We start from the raw sequence: 15,248 nt of genomic DNA, 5'->3' as shown, positions 1-15,248 counted from the left end.
CATTGGCGGCCGTGGTTCGTTGAACGTCAGCGCACGCGCACGTAAGTACCAGGTGCCGCCTCCATCGGTGGATAGTTCTGGTTGCCGAGGGCCATCTGGGTTTCACGTTGTGCGCCGGAGCGTTCCTGAATCCAGCCCAGCCATTGCGTCCACCAACTGCCGTCGACGCGCTTGGCGTCGTAATACCAGGCCCGCGGGTCGCTGCTCAGTTTCGGATTCTCGACGTAGTTGGCTTTCGGATTGTGAGGCGGGTTCAGAATGCTCTGTACATGACCGCTGTTGGACAGCACAAAGCGCCGCTCGCCACCCAGCAGCAATGCCGAGCGATATACCGCATCCCACGGGGTGATGTGATCATTCATGCCCGCCACGCTGAAACTGTCGACGGTGACTTTCTGCAGGTCGATCGGCGTGCCGCACACTTCCAGCCCACCCGGATGACTCAGCGGGTTGTGCTTGAAGAAATCCAGCAGGTCGCCATGAAACGCCGCCGGCAGGCGCGTGTTGTCATTGTTCCAGTAGAGGATGTCGAACGCTGGCGGCTCCTTGCCCAGCAGGTAGTTATTGACGAAGTAATTCCAGATCAAGTCGTTGGGACGCATCCAGGCAAACACCCTGGCCATGTCACGACCTTCCAGCACGCCCTTCTGATACGAGCGGCGCTTGGCCGCTTCCAGCGTTTGTTCATCGGCGAAGAGGGTGGCCGGGCTGTCGATCTGGCTGTCGAGCATGCTGACCAGGTAGGTCGCGCTGGAGACCCTTCGTAGCTGCCGCTTGGCCTGCAAATGCCCTTGCAATGCGGCAATGGTCAGCCCGCCGGCACAGGCCCCCATCAGGTTGACCTCGCGAGCGCCGGTGATTGCCCGGCACACATTCATCGCTTCTTCGGCGGCTTCGACGTAAGAAGACAACCCCCATTCGCGATGACGTACATCGGGATTGCGCCAGCTGATAATGAAGGTCTGCAAACCGTTTTTAAGGGCGTACTGGACGAAGCTGTTGCCGGGGCTCAAGTCGAAAATGTAGTACTTGTTGATCTGTGGCGGCACGATCAGCAATGGCTTTGAATACTGTTTTTCGCTCATCGGCTTGTACTGGATCAGCTCCAGAAGCTCATTGCGAAACACCACGGAGCCGGTAGTGGTGGCAACCGTTTTGCCCACCTCGAACGATTGCTTGGTGACCTGTCTGGGCAGGCCGTCGTTGTGCAGGAGGTCGTCGAGCAGATGCCCGATACCCCGCACCAGACTGTTACCGCCGGAGTTGAAAAATTCCTTGATCGCCAGCGGATTGAGCAGGGTATTGGACGGCGCCACGGCGTCGTTGATCAAGGCAAAGGCGAAGTGGGCGCGGGCACGATCGTCCGGGCTCATGTTGCTCTCGTCGATCCAGCTTTTGACTTCTTTCTGCCAGCTCAGATAGGCCTGCAGGCTGCGGCGGTAAAAAGGATTGAGGCTCCACGTCGGGTCGGCAAAGCGACTGTCCTGCGGGTTGGTCGGGTGCAGGGTTTCACCCAACAATACGCGGCCCAACTGGCCGCCCAGCTTCAAGGCATGCCGGGCCGTATACACCGGGTTGCGCAGGCCGTGGGTGGCCAGGCTGCGCAAGGTCGAAAGCAGGTCCCGGCCGCGCAGACCGGTAACCGCACTCTGTGCATTGATGAATGCAGCGGGAGTAGGCAAAGAGCCCTTCGCTGGTTTGTCGCGCATGAGTTAACACTCCTTCGTCGTCAGGCCAAAAACAAACACACCCGAACAAAACACCATAGACGCTGTTGCGGGTTGTTGCGCGGCACGGCGTCCTGCCAACTCCTTTTAATAAACAAAAGCCGGGGTCGGCTAACCGCCCGATGGCGCCGGATGCGGATGCATGACTGCGCGCTGACGTTCTTCCTCAAGAAACTTCATGATGATCGGTGCCACCGCTTCGGCACGGGTAATCAAAAACAGATGCCCATCGTCGATGATGTGCAATTGGGCGTTGGGAATTCGCCAAGCCAACATGCGCATGTTGATCAGCGGAATCAGTGGATCGTCGTCGCCGGCCAACACCAACGTTGGCTGGTTGATCTTGTGCAGCCAGTGAATGCTGGTCCAGCCGAGGCCGGCGAACAGCTGCCAGTAATAACCGAGTTTGCCTGCCGAGCGGACCCGGGCGGCGTGACTGGCTGCCAGGGTCGGATCGCGACGGAACGAGCCGCCATAGATCATCGGTGCAATACGAATCACATGGGATGGCTGGATGTAGCGCCGTGGGCTGGCCATCATCCACAGTACTTTCGGCTTGCCCGGCACCATCACGGCGCCGGCTGCCGTGGCCGCCAGTACCAGTTTCTTGCAGCGCTCGGGATAGTCATGGGCGAACTGCTGCGCCAGGGCGCCACCCCACGACACGCCAATCACGTTGACTTGCCCGTAATCGAGATAGTCGAGCATTCGCGCCGTGAGTTTCGCCAGGCCCGAAAAACGATACGGGCGGTTGGGAGTCGATGAGCCGCCGACGCCGGGTACGTCGAAGGCGATGACTTCCAGATCCGGATCCAGAGCCTGGACGAACGGGAATATCAGCTCCAGGTTGGCGCCGATGCCGTTGAAAATCAGCAAGGGCGTCAAGTGAGGCTTGCCGGGGCGTACCGCAGTGCGGAGGGTCTGGCCATCCAGGTTGACGGTACGAAAGACGAACGGTTGCGGCATGCACAGAGCCCTGTAGGTTTTAAACGCTGATCGAGCCGTCCCGGGCCGTCGCAGAATGTTCGAGGCTGGCCCCGAGAGTGATGGGTAGAAATCGCGGCACCTCCCAGTGCCGCGGACTACGAGTTATTTGAAGCTCAACGTTCATGCACGTAAGTACCCGGCGAAGCTTCACCCGCTGGATAGGCCTTGTTGCCAAGGTTGGCGGGGGATTTCTTCAGTTTGCCCGAACGTTCGGCCTGCCATGCCTGCCAATGCAACCACCAGGAATCGGTGTGCTTGGTGGAATTTTCCATCCACTCTTCGGCTTTGACCGGCATTTCGGTGCTGGTCATGTAGCGCGCTTTCGGATTGCCCGGAGGGTTCAGAATGCTCTGGATATGCCCGCTGCTGGACAGCACGAACTCGACCTTGCCACCGAACAGCTGCGCGGATTTGTAGCAGGACTTCCACGGAGTGATGTGATCGTTGGTACCGGCCAGGGAAAAGATGTCGGCGGTCACCTGCTTGAGGTCGATCGGCGTGCCGCACACTTCCAGGGCATCGGAGCGGATCAATGGGTTATTTTTGAACATCTCGATCAGGTCGCCGTGGAACGCCGCCGGCAACCGGGTGGTGTCGTTGTTCCAGAACAGAATGTCGAAAACCGGCGGCTCATTACCCAGCAGGTAGTTGTTGACCCAGTAGTTCCAGATCAGGTCGTTGGGGCGCATCCAGGCGAAGACTTTCGCCATGTCGCGACCTTCCAGCACACCGGCCTGGTAGGAATGGCGCTTGGCGGCTTCGAGGGTTTGCTCGTCGACGAACAAGGCCACATCGCTGTCCAGGGTGGTGTCCAGCACGCTGACCAGCAGGGTGAGGGCGTTGACCTTCTTCTCGCCGATCGCTGCGTAGTGACCCAGCAGGGCGGTGCAGGTGATGCCGCCGGAGCAGGCACCGAGCATGTTCACGTCTTTGCTGCCGGTGATCGCGGTGACGACATCGACCGCTTCCTTGAGCGCTTCGATGTAGGTCGACAGACCCCACTCGCGCTGCTCCTTGGTCGGGTTGCGCCAGCTGACGATGAACGTCTGCACGTTGTTGCGCAGGCAGAAGCGCGCCAGGCTCTTGTCCGGGCTCAGGTCGAAAACGTAGAACTTGTTGATCTGTGGCGGCACTACCAGCAGCGGGCGTTCATGCACTTGCTCGGTGATCGGCTTGTACTGGATCAGCTCCAGCACGTCGTTGCGAAAGACCACCGCGCCTTCGGTCACGCCCAGGCTCTTGCCGACTTCGAATGCGCCCATGTTGACCTGGCTCGGCATACCGCCGTTATGAACCAGATCCTTGGCCAGATGGGAGAGGCCGTCGAGCAGGCTCTTGCCACCGGTTTCGAAGAAGCGTTTGACCGCCGCCGGGTTGGCCGCCGTGTTGGTCGGGGCCATGGCTTCGGTCATGAGGTTAATCACGAAATGCCCGCGAGCGACGTCCTTGGGCGAGAGGTTGCTGTCATCGATCCACGCGTGAAGCTCCTTGCGCCACGCCAGATAAGTTTGTAAATAACGTTTGTAGAGCGGGTTCTGGCTCCAGGCCGGATCAAGGAAGCGACGGTCATCACTTTGCGGTTGAAGCTCGGATTTTCCGAGCAGCACGTTCTTGAGTTCGATGCCGAAATGGGCGACATGCCTGGCACTGTGGATGGGTTGTCTGATGGCCTGGCTCAGCACCATACGGGCAGAGCCCAAGAGATCCTTTCTACGTAGTCCAACAACAGGATTCAGCCCCAAGGTGTTTTCCGAAGCCTGAAATTTCAAGTCATCGTTAAGCTTGTTACTCATCTACGACGCTCCATTGTCCTGAGACGAGTACCTGAGTCCAGCTGTGTAGTCACACAACAAACGCCAGGTACTACTGCTCGGGTGACCGTTAATTGCGCATCGCTACAAATGCACGGAACTTGCCAGTTCCATTGGTTACCCGAGTTTAATTTTTTTCGCAAGCGGGCCAATCGTTGCCACCGCAGCGAAGCATTCAAACAGATGGAATTAGAAAATGCCCTCTAAATAGCCAGAGGCCTGACCTAGAGCATCAGCTTGACGACGGATTCATTCGGATCACGGGTCTTTCCAGCCGCTTTGAGTTCCGCAAGATAATCACTCCAGAGATCTTCCTGGCGCACTGCCAGCTGGTACAGATATTCCCAAGTGAACAGGCCGCTGTCGTGGCCGTCGTCGAAGGTCAATTTCAGTGCGTACTGACCGGCCGGTTCGACTTTGCTCAGGCCTACGCCGATCTTGCCAAATTGCAGGATAGGTTTGCCGTGTCCCTGGACTTCGGCGGAAGGAGAATGCACACGAAGGAACTCGGCGCTCAGGTGATATTCCTCGCCGGACGCGTATTTGAGCGTCAGGGTTTTAGAGGCTTTGTGGAGTTTGATGTCGGTGGGGAGTTGGGTCGTCATGGGGCCGGTCGTCCGTTTGTATGGAGGCCCTGTGTCGACGGGTGACCTGTGGCGAGGGAGCTTGCTCCCGCCCGGCTGCGCAGCAGCCGTAAACTCGGTGAATGGGGGCCGTCTAGCAGACCGCATTCACTGACTTTTGGGGTCGCTTCGTGACCCAGCGGGAGCAAGCTCCCTCGCCACAGAAGCCCGCTCACACAGATTGAGACCTACAGGATATAACGGGACAGGTCTTCGTTCTGCGCCAATTCGCCCAAGTGACTGTTGACGTAATCAGCATCGATCAGGATCGGCTTGTCCTCGTGGGTGCTGGCCAGGTCACCGGCGCTGAACGACACCTCTTCGAGCAGGCGCTCGAGCAGGGTGTGCAGACGACGGGCACCGATGTTTTCGGTTTTCTCGTTGACCTGCCAGGCGATCTCGGCGAGACGCTTGATGCCGTCCGGCAGGAATTCGATGAGCAGACCTTCGGTTTTCAGCAGTGCACAGTACTGCTCGGTGAGCGATGCATGCGGCTCGCTGAGGATGCGCTCGAAATCTTCCGGGCTCAGGGCCTTGAGCTCGACCCGAATCGGCAGGCGACCTTGCAGCTCCGGCACCAGATCGCTCGGCTTGCTCAGGTGGAACGCACCGGAAGCGATGAACAGGATGTGGTCAGTCTTGACCATGCCCAGTTTGGTGTTGACGGTGCAGCCTTCGATCAGCGGCAGCAAGTCGCGCTGTACGCCTTCGCGGGACACGTCGATGCCACCGGAATTGCCACGCTTGGCGACTTTGTCGATTTCATCGATGAACACGATACCGTGCTGCTCAACGGCTTCCAGGGCCTTGGCCTTCAGTTCTTCTTCGTTGACCAGGCGACCGGCTTCTTCGTCGCGAACCAGTTTCAGCGCTTCCTTGACCTTGAGCTTGCGGTTTTTGCGCTTGCCCTTGCCCATGTTGGTGAACAGGCTCTGCAGCTGGTTGGTCATTTCTTCCATGCCTGGTGGCGCGGAGATATCGACGCCGGACACTTCGGCCACTTCGATTTCGATCTCCTTGTCATCCAGCTGACCTTCACGCAGGCGTTTGCGGAACAGCTGACGGGTGTTGGAATCCTGGGACGGTGCGGCGTCCTCGTTGCTGAAGCCCATGCGTGCCGGTGGCAGCAAAGCGTCGAGGATGCGCTCTTCGGCGGCGTCTTCGGCGCGGTGGCGAACCTTGGTCATTTCCTGTTCGCGCAGCAGCTTGATCGCGGCGTCGGCCAGATCACGAATGATCGATTCGACGTCGCGGCCGACGTAGCCCACTTCGGTGAACTTGGTCGCTTCGACTTTGATGAACGGCGCGTTGGCGAGCTTGGCCAGGCGACGGGCAATCTCGGTTTTACCGACACCGGTCGGGCCGATCATCAGGATGTTCTTGGGGGTGACTTCGACGCGCAGCTCTTCGGGCAGCTGCATCCGGCGCCAGCGGTTGCGCAAAGCGATGGCGACGGCGCGTTTGGCATCGTCCTGGCCGATGATATGGCGATTGAGTTCGTGGACGATTTCACGGGGGGTCATGGGCATAATAATTGGCGGTCCTCAAGCAAAAGTGAGCCGTGGCGCTAGGCCGAAACAGGCTTACTCAGCGAGGTCCTGCTCCTCAATGGTGAAGGTGTGGTTGGTGAATACGCAGATGTCGCCGGCGATGCCGAGCGCTGTTTCGACAATTTCCCGCGCCGACAAATCGGTTTTCTTCAACAGGGCACTCGCGGCAGCCTGGGCATAGCCGCCGCCGGAACCCATGGCGATCAGGCCTTCTTCGGGCTCAACCACGTCACCGTTGCCGGTGATGATCAGGGAGGCATCTTTGTTGGCGACCGCGAGCATCGCTTCGAGGCGGCTCAGGGAGCGGTCGGTGCGCCATTCTTTGGCGAGTTCGACGGCGGCGCGAACCAAGTGGCCCTGATGTTTCTCAAGCTGGCCTTCGAAACGCTCGAAGAGCGTGAAGGCGTCAGCGGTGGCCCCGGCAAAACCGGCGATAACCTGGCCGTGGTAGAGGCGGCGAACTTTCTTCGCGTTGCCTTTCATCACGGTATTGCCGAGCGAAACCTGGCCGTCGCCGCCCATGACGACTTTGCCGTGGCGGCGAACTGAAACGATGGTGGTCAAGGGAGAGTCTCCACGCAGCGGGGCGAAAATGCCTTATGCCAACTCATATGGGGGTGGTGGAGCGTTTTTCAACTGTAGGACGCGGCGGGGGACGAGCGGTGCGAGGCGCGTAGGAGCTGCCGAAGGCTGCGATCTTTTGATCTTGCTCTTGATTGTCAGCAAAACGGGATACTGCAACCCCTGAAAAGATCGCCGCCTGCGGCAGCTCCTACAGAGATTTGCATGATCCCTGTAGGAGCGAGCGGTGCGGCGATCCGACTTGCCCGCGAAAAACGATGACGCAGTGCCTCTGACGAAATCAGCGACTCTGACGTTGTTGTAACAACAGGTTGCTGAAGCCGCTGCCGGCCAGTTGTTTCTGAGCGGTGGTCAGCTGTTCGCGGTTGCTGAACGGGCCGACCAGCACCCGATACCAGGTTTCGTCCTTCACAGTGCCGGATTCAACCGCCACGGCCTGCCCCAGCAGAATGATCTGCGCACGCACCTTGTCGGCATCGGCTTCCTTGCGGAACGAACCGGCCTGCAAGAAGAACTTGGTCACCGGCGCTGCTTTCGCCACGGGCGGTGCGGGTGGCGGGGTGATGCCGGCCAATGCCGCTTGAGCCCGGGCCGTGTCGATCTTCGCTGCTTCCGCAGGCGTCACCGGCGTGGTCGGAATGGCCGGCACTTGTGGCGTCGGCAGGGTTTTCTCCGGCACTGCGTCCGGCGGCACGATGACTTCCGATTCCGGCAGCAAGGTGTAGAAGTCGTACTTCGGCTTCACCGGTTGCGTCGGGCTCGGCGGAGTCTTGTTGGCCTCGGCGATCTTGGTGGCTTTCTGCTGCTCGATCTTCTCACGCTTGACGCTATCGCTGCCCTTGCCCGGTTCCAGCTTCATCAGGAACACAATGAACGCACCGACTGTCAGGCCGATGGCCATCCACAGCCAGCCCGGGATCGGTTGCTTTGCAGGAGCTTGATAACGGCTGGCGCCACGCTTGGGTGCAGGTTTTTTCTTGGCAGCCAACTTACATACGCTCCAGAGTTTCCAGACCCAAGAGTTCCAGGCCTTGCTTGAGAGTGCGGCCGGTCAGCGCGGCGAGGCGCAGGCGGCTCTGCATTTGCGCCGGGGTGTCGGCACCGAGGATCGGGCAGTTCTCGTAGAAACTGGAGAACAGGCCGGCAACATCGTACAGGTAGGTGCAGAGAATGTGCGGCGTACCTTTGTCGGATACGTTATTCAGGATTTCGCCGAACTGCGCCAGTTTCGTCGCCAGCTCATGTTCGTGCGCCGCTTCGAGGACGATCTGCCCTTCGACTTCGCTGAAATCCTTGCCGAGTTTGCGGAACACACCGGCCACACGAGTGTAGGCGTACAGCAGGTACGGCGCGGTGTTGCCTTCGAAGTTCAGCATCAGGTCGAAGTTGAAGCTGTAGTCGCTGGTGCGGTGCTTGGACAGGTCGGCGTATTTCACGGCGCCGATGCCCACGACCTTGGCGATGTTGCGCAACTCGTCTTCGGCAAGTGTAGGGTTCTTCTCTTTCACCAGGGTGTAGGCGCGTTCCTGAGCTTCGGTCAGCAGGTCGATCAGCTTCACGGTGCCGCCATCACGGGTCTTGAACGGACGGCCATCGGCGCCGTTCATGGTGCCGAAGCCCATGTGTTCCATTTCCATCGGATGGGTCACGAAGCCGGCCAGGCGCGCGACCTGGAACACTTGCTGGAAGTGCAGGGCCTGACGCTGGTCGACGAAGTACAACGCGCGATCAGCCTTGAGCTTGCCGCTGCGGTAGCGCACGGCCGCCAAATCGGTGGTGGCGTAGAGGTAGCCGCCGTCAGCCTTGACGATGATCACCGGCAGCGGGTCGCCGTCGGCGTTCTTGAACTCGTCGAGGAACACGCACTGGGCGCCGTTGCTCTCGACCAGCAGGCCAGCGGCCTTGAGGTCGTTGACCACGTTGATCAGGTCGTCGTTATAGGCGCTTTCACCCATTACGTCGGCCATGGTCAGTTTGACGTTCAGCAGTTCGTAGATTTTCTGGCAGTGCGACAGCGAGATGTCCTTGAACTTGGTCCACAGCGCCAGGCAGTCCGGGTCGCCGGCTTGCAGCTTGACCACCAGGCCACGGGCGCGATCAGCGAATTCTTCGGACTCGTCGAAGCGTTGCTTGGCGGCGCGGTAGAAGTTTTCCAGGTCCGACAGCTCATCGCTGGTGATCGGGTTTTCCTGCAGATAAGCCATCAGCATGCCGAACTGGGTGCCCCAGTCGCCAACGTGGTTCTGGCGGATCACTTCGTCGCCGAGAAATTCCAGAACCCGGGCCACGCCGTCGCCGATGATGGTCGAGCGCAAATGGCCGACGTGCATTTCTTTGGCCAGGTTCGGCGCCGACAGGTCTACCACGGTGCGCTGCACCGGGCCGGCCTTGCGCACGCCGATGTGGTCGTCGGCCAGCGCCGCGTCCAGGCGGGTCGCCAGGGCTTGAGTGTTCTGAAAGAAGTTCAGGAAGCCGGGGCCGGCGATTTCGGCTTTGGAGACGTTCTCGTCAGCCGGCAGCGCGGCGATGATTTTCTCGGCCAGGTCGCGGGGTTTCATGCCCGCAGGCTTGGCCAGCATCATGGCGATGTTGCTGGCGAAGTCGCCGTTTTTCTTGTCGCGAGAGTTTTCCACCTGGATCGCCGGCGACAGGCCTTCAGGCAACACACCTTCGTTGACGAGTTGGGTGATGGCTTGTTGGATCAGCTGGCGAATGGTGTCTTTCATGGTGTTCTCTGTCGACCGCAGGCGCGGCGGCGCTTCGATGCGCTAGTGGAAAAACTGGGTATTATCCGTGGCGAAGACGGGCTTGCCAACTATAGCGGGCAGGTTATGGATATGTGGTGACAATTCGGGCCCCATCGCGAGCAGGCTCGCTCCCACAGGGATTTGTGAACGACACAGATCAATTGTGGGAGCGAGCCTGCTCGCGATAGCGACTTCAAAATCAATACAAATCCACTGGATCAACATCCAAAGACCAACGCACCGCCCGCCCACTCGGCATTTGCTCCAAAACCAGCAACCAACTGCTCAGCAACCGATGCAGCGGCGCCCGGGCCGTGGCTTGCAGCAACAACTGCGCACGATAACGCCCGGCCCGGCGCTCCATCGGTGCCGGCACCGGTCCCAGCAACTCAATCCCGGTCAGATTCTGCTCGGCCAGCAAACGCTCGGCCTCGCTGCACGCCTCATCGAGGAAGCCTTCGGCCTGCCCCGGTTTATGCGCTTCGGCCCGCAGCAGCGCGAGATGCGCAAACGGCGGAAGCCCTGCGGAGCGGCGCTCGCTCAACGCCTGTTCGGCAAAGGCGAAATAGCCTTGTTCGGTCAGTTGCACCAGCAGTGGGTGGTCCGCCAGGTGCGTCTGGATAATCACTTTGCCCGGCTCTTCGGCCCGCCCCGCGCGCCCGGCGACCTGGACGATCAATTGCGCCATGCGTTCACTGGCGCGGAAGTCGCCGGAGAACAGTCCGCCGTCGGCATCCAGAATCGACACCAGGGTCACCCGTGGAAAGTGGTGCCCTTTGGCGAGCATCTGTGTGCCGACCAGAATGCACGGCTGGCCTTTCTGGATGGTGGCGAACAGTTGATTCATCGCGTCTTTGCGTGAAGTGCTGTCGCGGTCGACTCGCAGCACCGGGACGTCCGGAAACAGAATCCCCAGGCGTTCTTCGGCGCGCTCGGTACCGGCGCCTACGGGCCGCAGATCGACCTTGCCGCACTTCGGGCAATGCCGGGGCACTCGCTCGACGTAGCCACAATGGTGGCAACGCAGTTCGCCGGAGCGCTGGTGTACGGTCATTCGCGCGTCGCAGCGCTGGCATTCAGACATCCAGCCGCAGTCGTGACAGAGCAGCGTCGGGGCGAACCCTCGGCGATTGAGGAACACCAGCACTTGCTGGCCGGCGGCCAGGGTCTGACCGATGGCTTGCTGCATCGGCCCGGAAATGCCGCTGTCCAGCGGGCGACTTTTCACGTCCAGGCGCAGGAAACGCGGTTGCTTGGCACCACCGGCCCGCTCATTCAGGCGTAAGAGGCCGTAACGACCGGTGTAGGCGTTTTGCAGGCTTTCCAGCGAAGGTGTGGCGGAACCGAGGACAATCGGGATGTTTTCCTGCCGGGCGCGAACCAGCGCCAGATCGCGGGCGTGGTAGCGCAGGCCTTCCTGCTGTTTATAAGAGCCGTCGTGCTCTTCATCGATGATGATCAGGCCGGGGTTCTTCATCGGCGTGAACAGAGCCGAACGGGTACCGATAATAATGTCGGCCTCGCCATCCCGCGCCGCCAGCCAGGCTTCCAGGCGTTCGCGGTCATTGACTGCGGAGTGGATCAGCGCGATGCGTGCATTGAAACGCTGCTCGAAGCGCGCCAGGGTTTGCGGGCCGAGGTTGATCTCCGGGATCAGCACCAGGGCTTGCTTGCCGGCCTCGAGGGTTTCGCGGATCAACTGCAAATAGACTTCGGTCTTGCCACTGCCGGTGACGCCCGCCAGCAGGAATGCGTGATAACTGTCGAACCCGGCGCGAATCGCTTCATAAGCGGCGCGCTGATCGGGGTTGAGCGGCAATTCCGGTTGCGCCAGCCAGTGTTCGTGGCGGGCGCCGGGGGCGTGCTTGCGGATTTCTACTTGCACCAGATCCTTGGCCAGCAGCAGATCGAGGCTGTCTTTGCTCAGCATCAGTTTGCTCAGCAACTGATGAGCAACGCCATGAGGATGCTGGGCCAGGGTCGCCAAGGCTTCACGCTGTCGCGGTGCGCGGGCGATGCGCGGGTCATCAAGGCTGGCGCCGGGCGCAGCAGACCAGAAGCGTTCCTGGCGTGCTTCGGCCAGTTCACCCTGACGCAATAATACCGGCAGTGCCCAGCTCAAGGTGTCGCCGAGGCTGTGCTGGTAATACTGAGAAGTCCATAGACACAGTTTGAACAGCGCGGGCGGCAGTGGCGGCGTGGCGTCGAGCAGCGCCAGGGCCGGTTTGAGCTTTTCTGCCGGTACTTCGCTGGTGTCGGTGACCTCCACCAGAATCCCGATCATCTCCCGCCGGCCGAACGGCACCCGCAAGCGCATGCCCGGGTGCAACTGGGCGCGCAGGACTCCGGCCGGGGCACGGTAATCGAACAGGCGGCGCAGGGGTGAAGGCAGGGCGAGGCGCAAAATGGCGTTGGGCACGCGATTGTTTTCTCGATGAGAGGGCGATGAAGAAGGCCGGGAGCCTAGCAGACGACTGGTTTAAGCGACAGCTTGCGTGATTGCAAAGGTCTGGTAGAATCCGCGGCCTAATTACGTGCGGTATTCAACAATGGTGTTGAGTGGCGGCACGCTAGCCTGAGGAATACATCATGAAAGCCGATATCCATCCAACATACGAAATCACCGCAGTTACCTGCAGCTGTGGCAACAAGTTCGAAACTCGTTCGAACCTGGCCAAGCCTCTGGCGATCGACGTATGCAACGAATGCCACCCGTTCTACACCGGTAAGCAGAAGACTCTGGATACTGGCGGTCGTGTACAGCGCTTCGCAGATCGTTTCGGCGCTTTCGGCAAGAAAGCTCCAGCTGCTGCAGAGTAAGGTTGAAGGGCCCGATGGGCTTTTCCTTGCTGATGAAAAAGGCGTCCCTCGCGGGCGCCTTTTTTGTGTCCGCGATTTGGTTTTCCGGTGCCCAGGCCTTCTGCCCGGCGCCGAGCGGGCTGACGTCGGTCGCGGTGCAGCGGGTGGTGGATGGCGACACCTTGCGTCTGCGCGACGGTCGCAGCGTGCGTATGATCGGTTTGAATACGCCGGAGTTGGGCAAGCAGGGGCGTTCTGACGAGCCATTCGCCGTGGCCGCGCGCAAACGCCTTGAAGCACTGGTGGCCGCCAGCGACGGGCAGGTTGGTTTGCTGCCGGGTAAAGAAAGCAAAGACCATTACGGTCGCACCCTGGCCCATGTCTACAGTGCCGATGGTGCCAACCTCGAAGCGCAGATGCTCGCCGAGGGCCTCGGTTTTCAGGTGGCGGTGGCACCGAATGTCGATTTGGTCGTCTGCCAGCAAGCGGCCGAACGCAGTGCTCGTCAGGCCGGTCTTGGGTTGTGGCGACAATCACCTGTACTGAAAGCGGAGCAGATCAGCGCGTCCGGCTTCGCCATGCTCAGTGGTCGTGTGAGCAAGGTTCAGCGCAATCGCGGCGGGGTTTGGATCGAGTTGCAGGATTCGGTTGTATTGCGGGTTGCACCCAATATGCTGGACCAATTCGATGTCGCATCGCTTGAAAAGCTCAAAGGCAAGCAAATCGAGGCTCGTGGCTGGGTGGTGGATCGTTCGCGCCGCGGTGGACTGAAACCGGGGCAGGCGCGCTGGCTTCTGCCGCTGACCGATCCGGTGATGTTGCAGGCGGCGCCGTAAGAAAAATTGTAGACATTTTTTATATATATTGTGAACAGTCTATCCCTTGTGTTTCGTGGCTCTTGGCCCAAAGTCGTAGGGCCGGGCGCTTGACAGGGGTGACTGGTCAGTCTTGTGAGGACTTTGCGAGGCGAGTATCCTCGGCGGTCCGTCTGTCCAACAGTAAAAAGCGGAATGCCCCTATGTCTGATTTGAAAACTGCCGCTCTCGAATATCACGCCCATCCCCGTCCAGGGAAGCTGAGTGTCGAGCTCACCAAGGCCACCGCTACCGCCCGCGATCTGTCGCTGGCCTACAGCCCCGGCGTAGCCGAACCAGTACGCGAAATCGCCCGCGATCCTGAACTGGCCTACAAATACACCGGCAAGGGCAACCTGGTTGCAGTCATTTCCGATGGCACCGCGATTCTCGGCCTGGGTAACCTCGGCCCATTGGCTTCCAAGCCGGTTATGGAAGGTAAGGGCGTGCTGTTCAAGCGCTTCGCCGGTATCGACGTGTTCGACATCGAAGTCGACTCCGAAAGCCCGCAAGCCTTCATCGACACCGTCAAGCGTATCTCCATTACCTTCGGTGGCATCAACCTGGAAGACATCAAGGCACCTGAGTGCTTTGAGATCGAACGCGCTCTGATCGAGCAGTGCGATATTCCGGTATTCCACGATGACCAGCACGGCACCGCAATCGTTACTGCCGCCGGCATGATCAACGCCCTGGAAATCGCAGGCAAAACCCTGGCTGACGCCAAGATCGTCTGCCTGGGCGCTGGTGCTGCCGCCATCTCCTGCATGAAATTGCTGGTGAGCATGGGTGCCAACATCGAAAACATTTATATGGTTGACCGTACCGGCGTGATCCACTCCGGGCGTGACGACCTGAACCAGTACAAGGCTGTGTTCGCTCACGCGACCGAGAAGCGCACCCTGGCTGACGCGCTGGAAGGCGCTGACGTGTTCGTTGGCCTGTCCGGCCCGAACCTGCTGAGCGCTGAAGGCCTGAAATCCATGGCGGCCAACCCGATCGTGTTCGCGTGCTCGAACCCGGATCCGGAAATCTCCCCGGAACTGGCTCACGCCACCCGTAACGACGTGATCATGGCCACCGGCCGTTCGGACTACCCGAACCAGGTCAACAACGTACTGGGCTTCCCGTTCATCTTCCGTGGTGCCCTGGACGTTCGCGCCAAGCGTATCAACGAAGAAATGAAAGTGGCTGCCGCCAACGCCCTGCGTGAACTGGCCAAGCTGCCAGTGCCTCAGGAAGTGTGCGACGCCTACGGCGGCATCAAGCTGGAATTCGGTCGTGAGTACATCATTCCGAAACCAATGGATGCCCGTCTGATCACCCTGATCTCCGATGCCGTGGCCAAGGCTGCGATCGAGACCGGTGTGGCGACCCTGCCGTATCCGAAGAACTACCCGCTGAAAAGCGTGGATGACGTGTTCAACGGCTAAGCCGTTGTAGCGCTTCAATCAAAAGCCCCGGCTCACTCTGAGTCGGGGCTTTTTTGTATCTGAGAGTTTTGTATCGTTTGTAAGGGCCTCTTCGCGGGCAAGTCCGCTCCCACAGGGATCGCTGTGGTTCACAAC

At 60.0% G+C, this 15,248-nt stretch carries 12 protein-coding genes; 3 read left to right on the top strand and 9 right to left on the bottom strand.

All coding sequences use genetic code 11. The features are described 5' to 3' along the window. Positions 1–26: 26 nt before the first annotated feature. From phaC (BK662_RS15590) to BK662_RS15550, 9 genes are all read right to left on the bottom strand, one after another. A complete protein-coding gene (gene phaC, locus BK662_RS15590; protein WP_123358794.1) occupies positions 27–1,709 on the bottom strand; it encodes a class II poly(R)-hydroxyalkanoic acid synthase in 1,683 nt (560 codons plus the stop codon). A 129-nt stretch (positions 1,710–1,838) separates the two neighbouring features. After that, complete coding sequence (gene phaZ, locus BK662_RS15585) at positions 1,839–2,693, bottom strand: poly(3-hydroxyalkanoate) depolymerase (RefSeq protein WP_030129227.1); 855 nt, start codon at positions 2,691–2,693, stop codon at positions 1,839–1,841. A 134-nt stretch (positions 2,694–2,827) separates the two neighbouring features. Beyond that, positions 2,828–4,507, bottom strand: a complete 1,680-nt coding sequence (phaC, locus tag BK662_RS15580; RefSeq protein WP_123358793.1) for a class II poly(R)-hydroxyalkanoic acid synthase — start codon at positions 4,505–4,507, stop codon at positions 2,828–2,830. Positions 4,508–4,749: 242 nt separating this feature from the next. Then, entirely contained in the window at positions 4,750–5,130 is a 381-nt protein-coding gene (locus BK662_RS15575; RefSeq protein WP_123358792.1) for a gamma-butyrobetaine hydroxylase family protein, read from the bottom strand. 206 nt (positions 5,131–5,336) lie between these two features. Continuing rightward, positions 5,337–6,677 (bottom strand): ATP-dependent protease ATPase subunit HslU, encoded by a 1,341-nt coding sequence (gene hslU, locus BK662_RS15570; protein WP_123358791.1) that lies wholly within the window; start codon positions 6,675–6,677, stop codon positions 5,337–5,339. A gap of 54 nt (positions 6,678–6,731) precedes the next feature. Beyond that, positions 6,732–7,262 (bottom strand): ATP-dependent protease subunit HslV, encoded by a 531-nt coding sequence (gene hslV, locus BK662_RS15565; protein ID WP_007899242.1) that lies wholly within the window; start codon positions 7,260–7,262, stop codon positions 6,732–6,734. 298 nt (positions 7,263–7,560) lie between these two features. Beyond that, positions 7,561–8,268, bottom strand: coding sequence for an SPOR domain-containing protein (locus tag BK662_RS15560; RefSeq protein WP_123358790.1), 708 nt, complete (start codon positions 8,266–8,268; stop codon positions 7,561–7,563). Position 8,269: 1 nt separating this feature from the next. After that, positions 8,270–10,006, bottom strand: a complete 1,737-nt coding sequence (gene argS / locus BK662_RS15555) for an arginine--tRNA ligase (protein ID WP_123358789.1) — start codon at positions 10,004–10,006, stop codon at positions 8,270–8,272. 220 nt (positions 10,007–10,226) lie between these two features. Further along, positions 10,227–12,446: a primosomal protein N' gene (locus BK662_RS15550; RefSeq protein WP_123358788.1), complete on the bottom strand. Its 2,220-nt coding sequence runs from the start codon at positions 12,444–12,446 to the stop codon at positions 10,227–10,229. 170 nt (positions 12,447–12,616) lie between these two features. Between BK662_RS15550 and rpmE the strand changes: the two genes are divergently transcribed. The 3 genes from rpmE to BK662_RS15535 all read left to right on the top strand — a co-directional run bounded on the left by rpmE (position 12,617) and on the right by BK662_RS15535 (position 15,113). Continuing rightward, positions 12,617–12,847, top strand: a complete 231-nt coding sequence (rpmE, locus tag BK662_RS15545; protein WP_007899231.1) for a 50S ribosomal protein L31 — start codon at positions 12,617–12,619, stop codon at positions 12,845–12,847. 14 nt (positions 12,848–12,861) lie between these two features. Then, a complete protein-coding gene (locus BK662_RS15540; RefSeq protein ID WP_123358787.1) occupies positions 12,862–13,662 on the top strand; it encodes a thermonuclease family protein in 801 nt (266 codons plus the stop codon). Positions 13,663–13,844: 182 nt separating this feature from the next. Then, the gene (locus tag BK662_RS15535; RefSeq protein WP_007899225.1) at positions 13,845–15,113 is read left to right on the top strand and encodes a malic enzyme-like NAD(P)-binding protein; all 1,269 of its coding nucleotides are present in this window, start codon (positions 13,845–13,847) and stop codon (positions 15,111–15,113) included. Positions 15,114–15,248 lie beyond the last annotated feature (135 nt).

The sequence above is a fragment of the Pseudomonas frederiksbergensis genome, assembly GCF_003732275.1.
In the GTDB taxonomy this organism is placed as follows: Bacteria; Pseudomonadota; Gammaproteobacteria; order Pseudomonadales; family Pseudomonadaceae; genus Aquipseudomonas; species Aquipseudomonas frederiksbergensis_H.
Note: the sequence above shows the minus strand (reverse complement) of the source record. Positions and strands in the feature narration are given on the sequence as shown.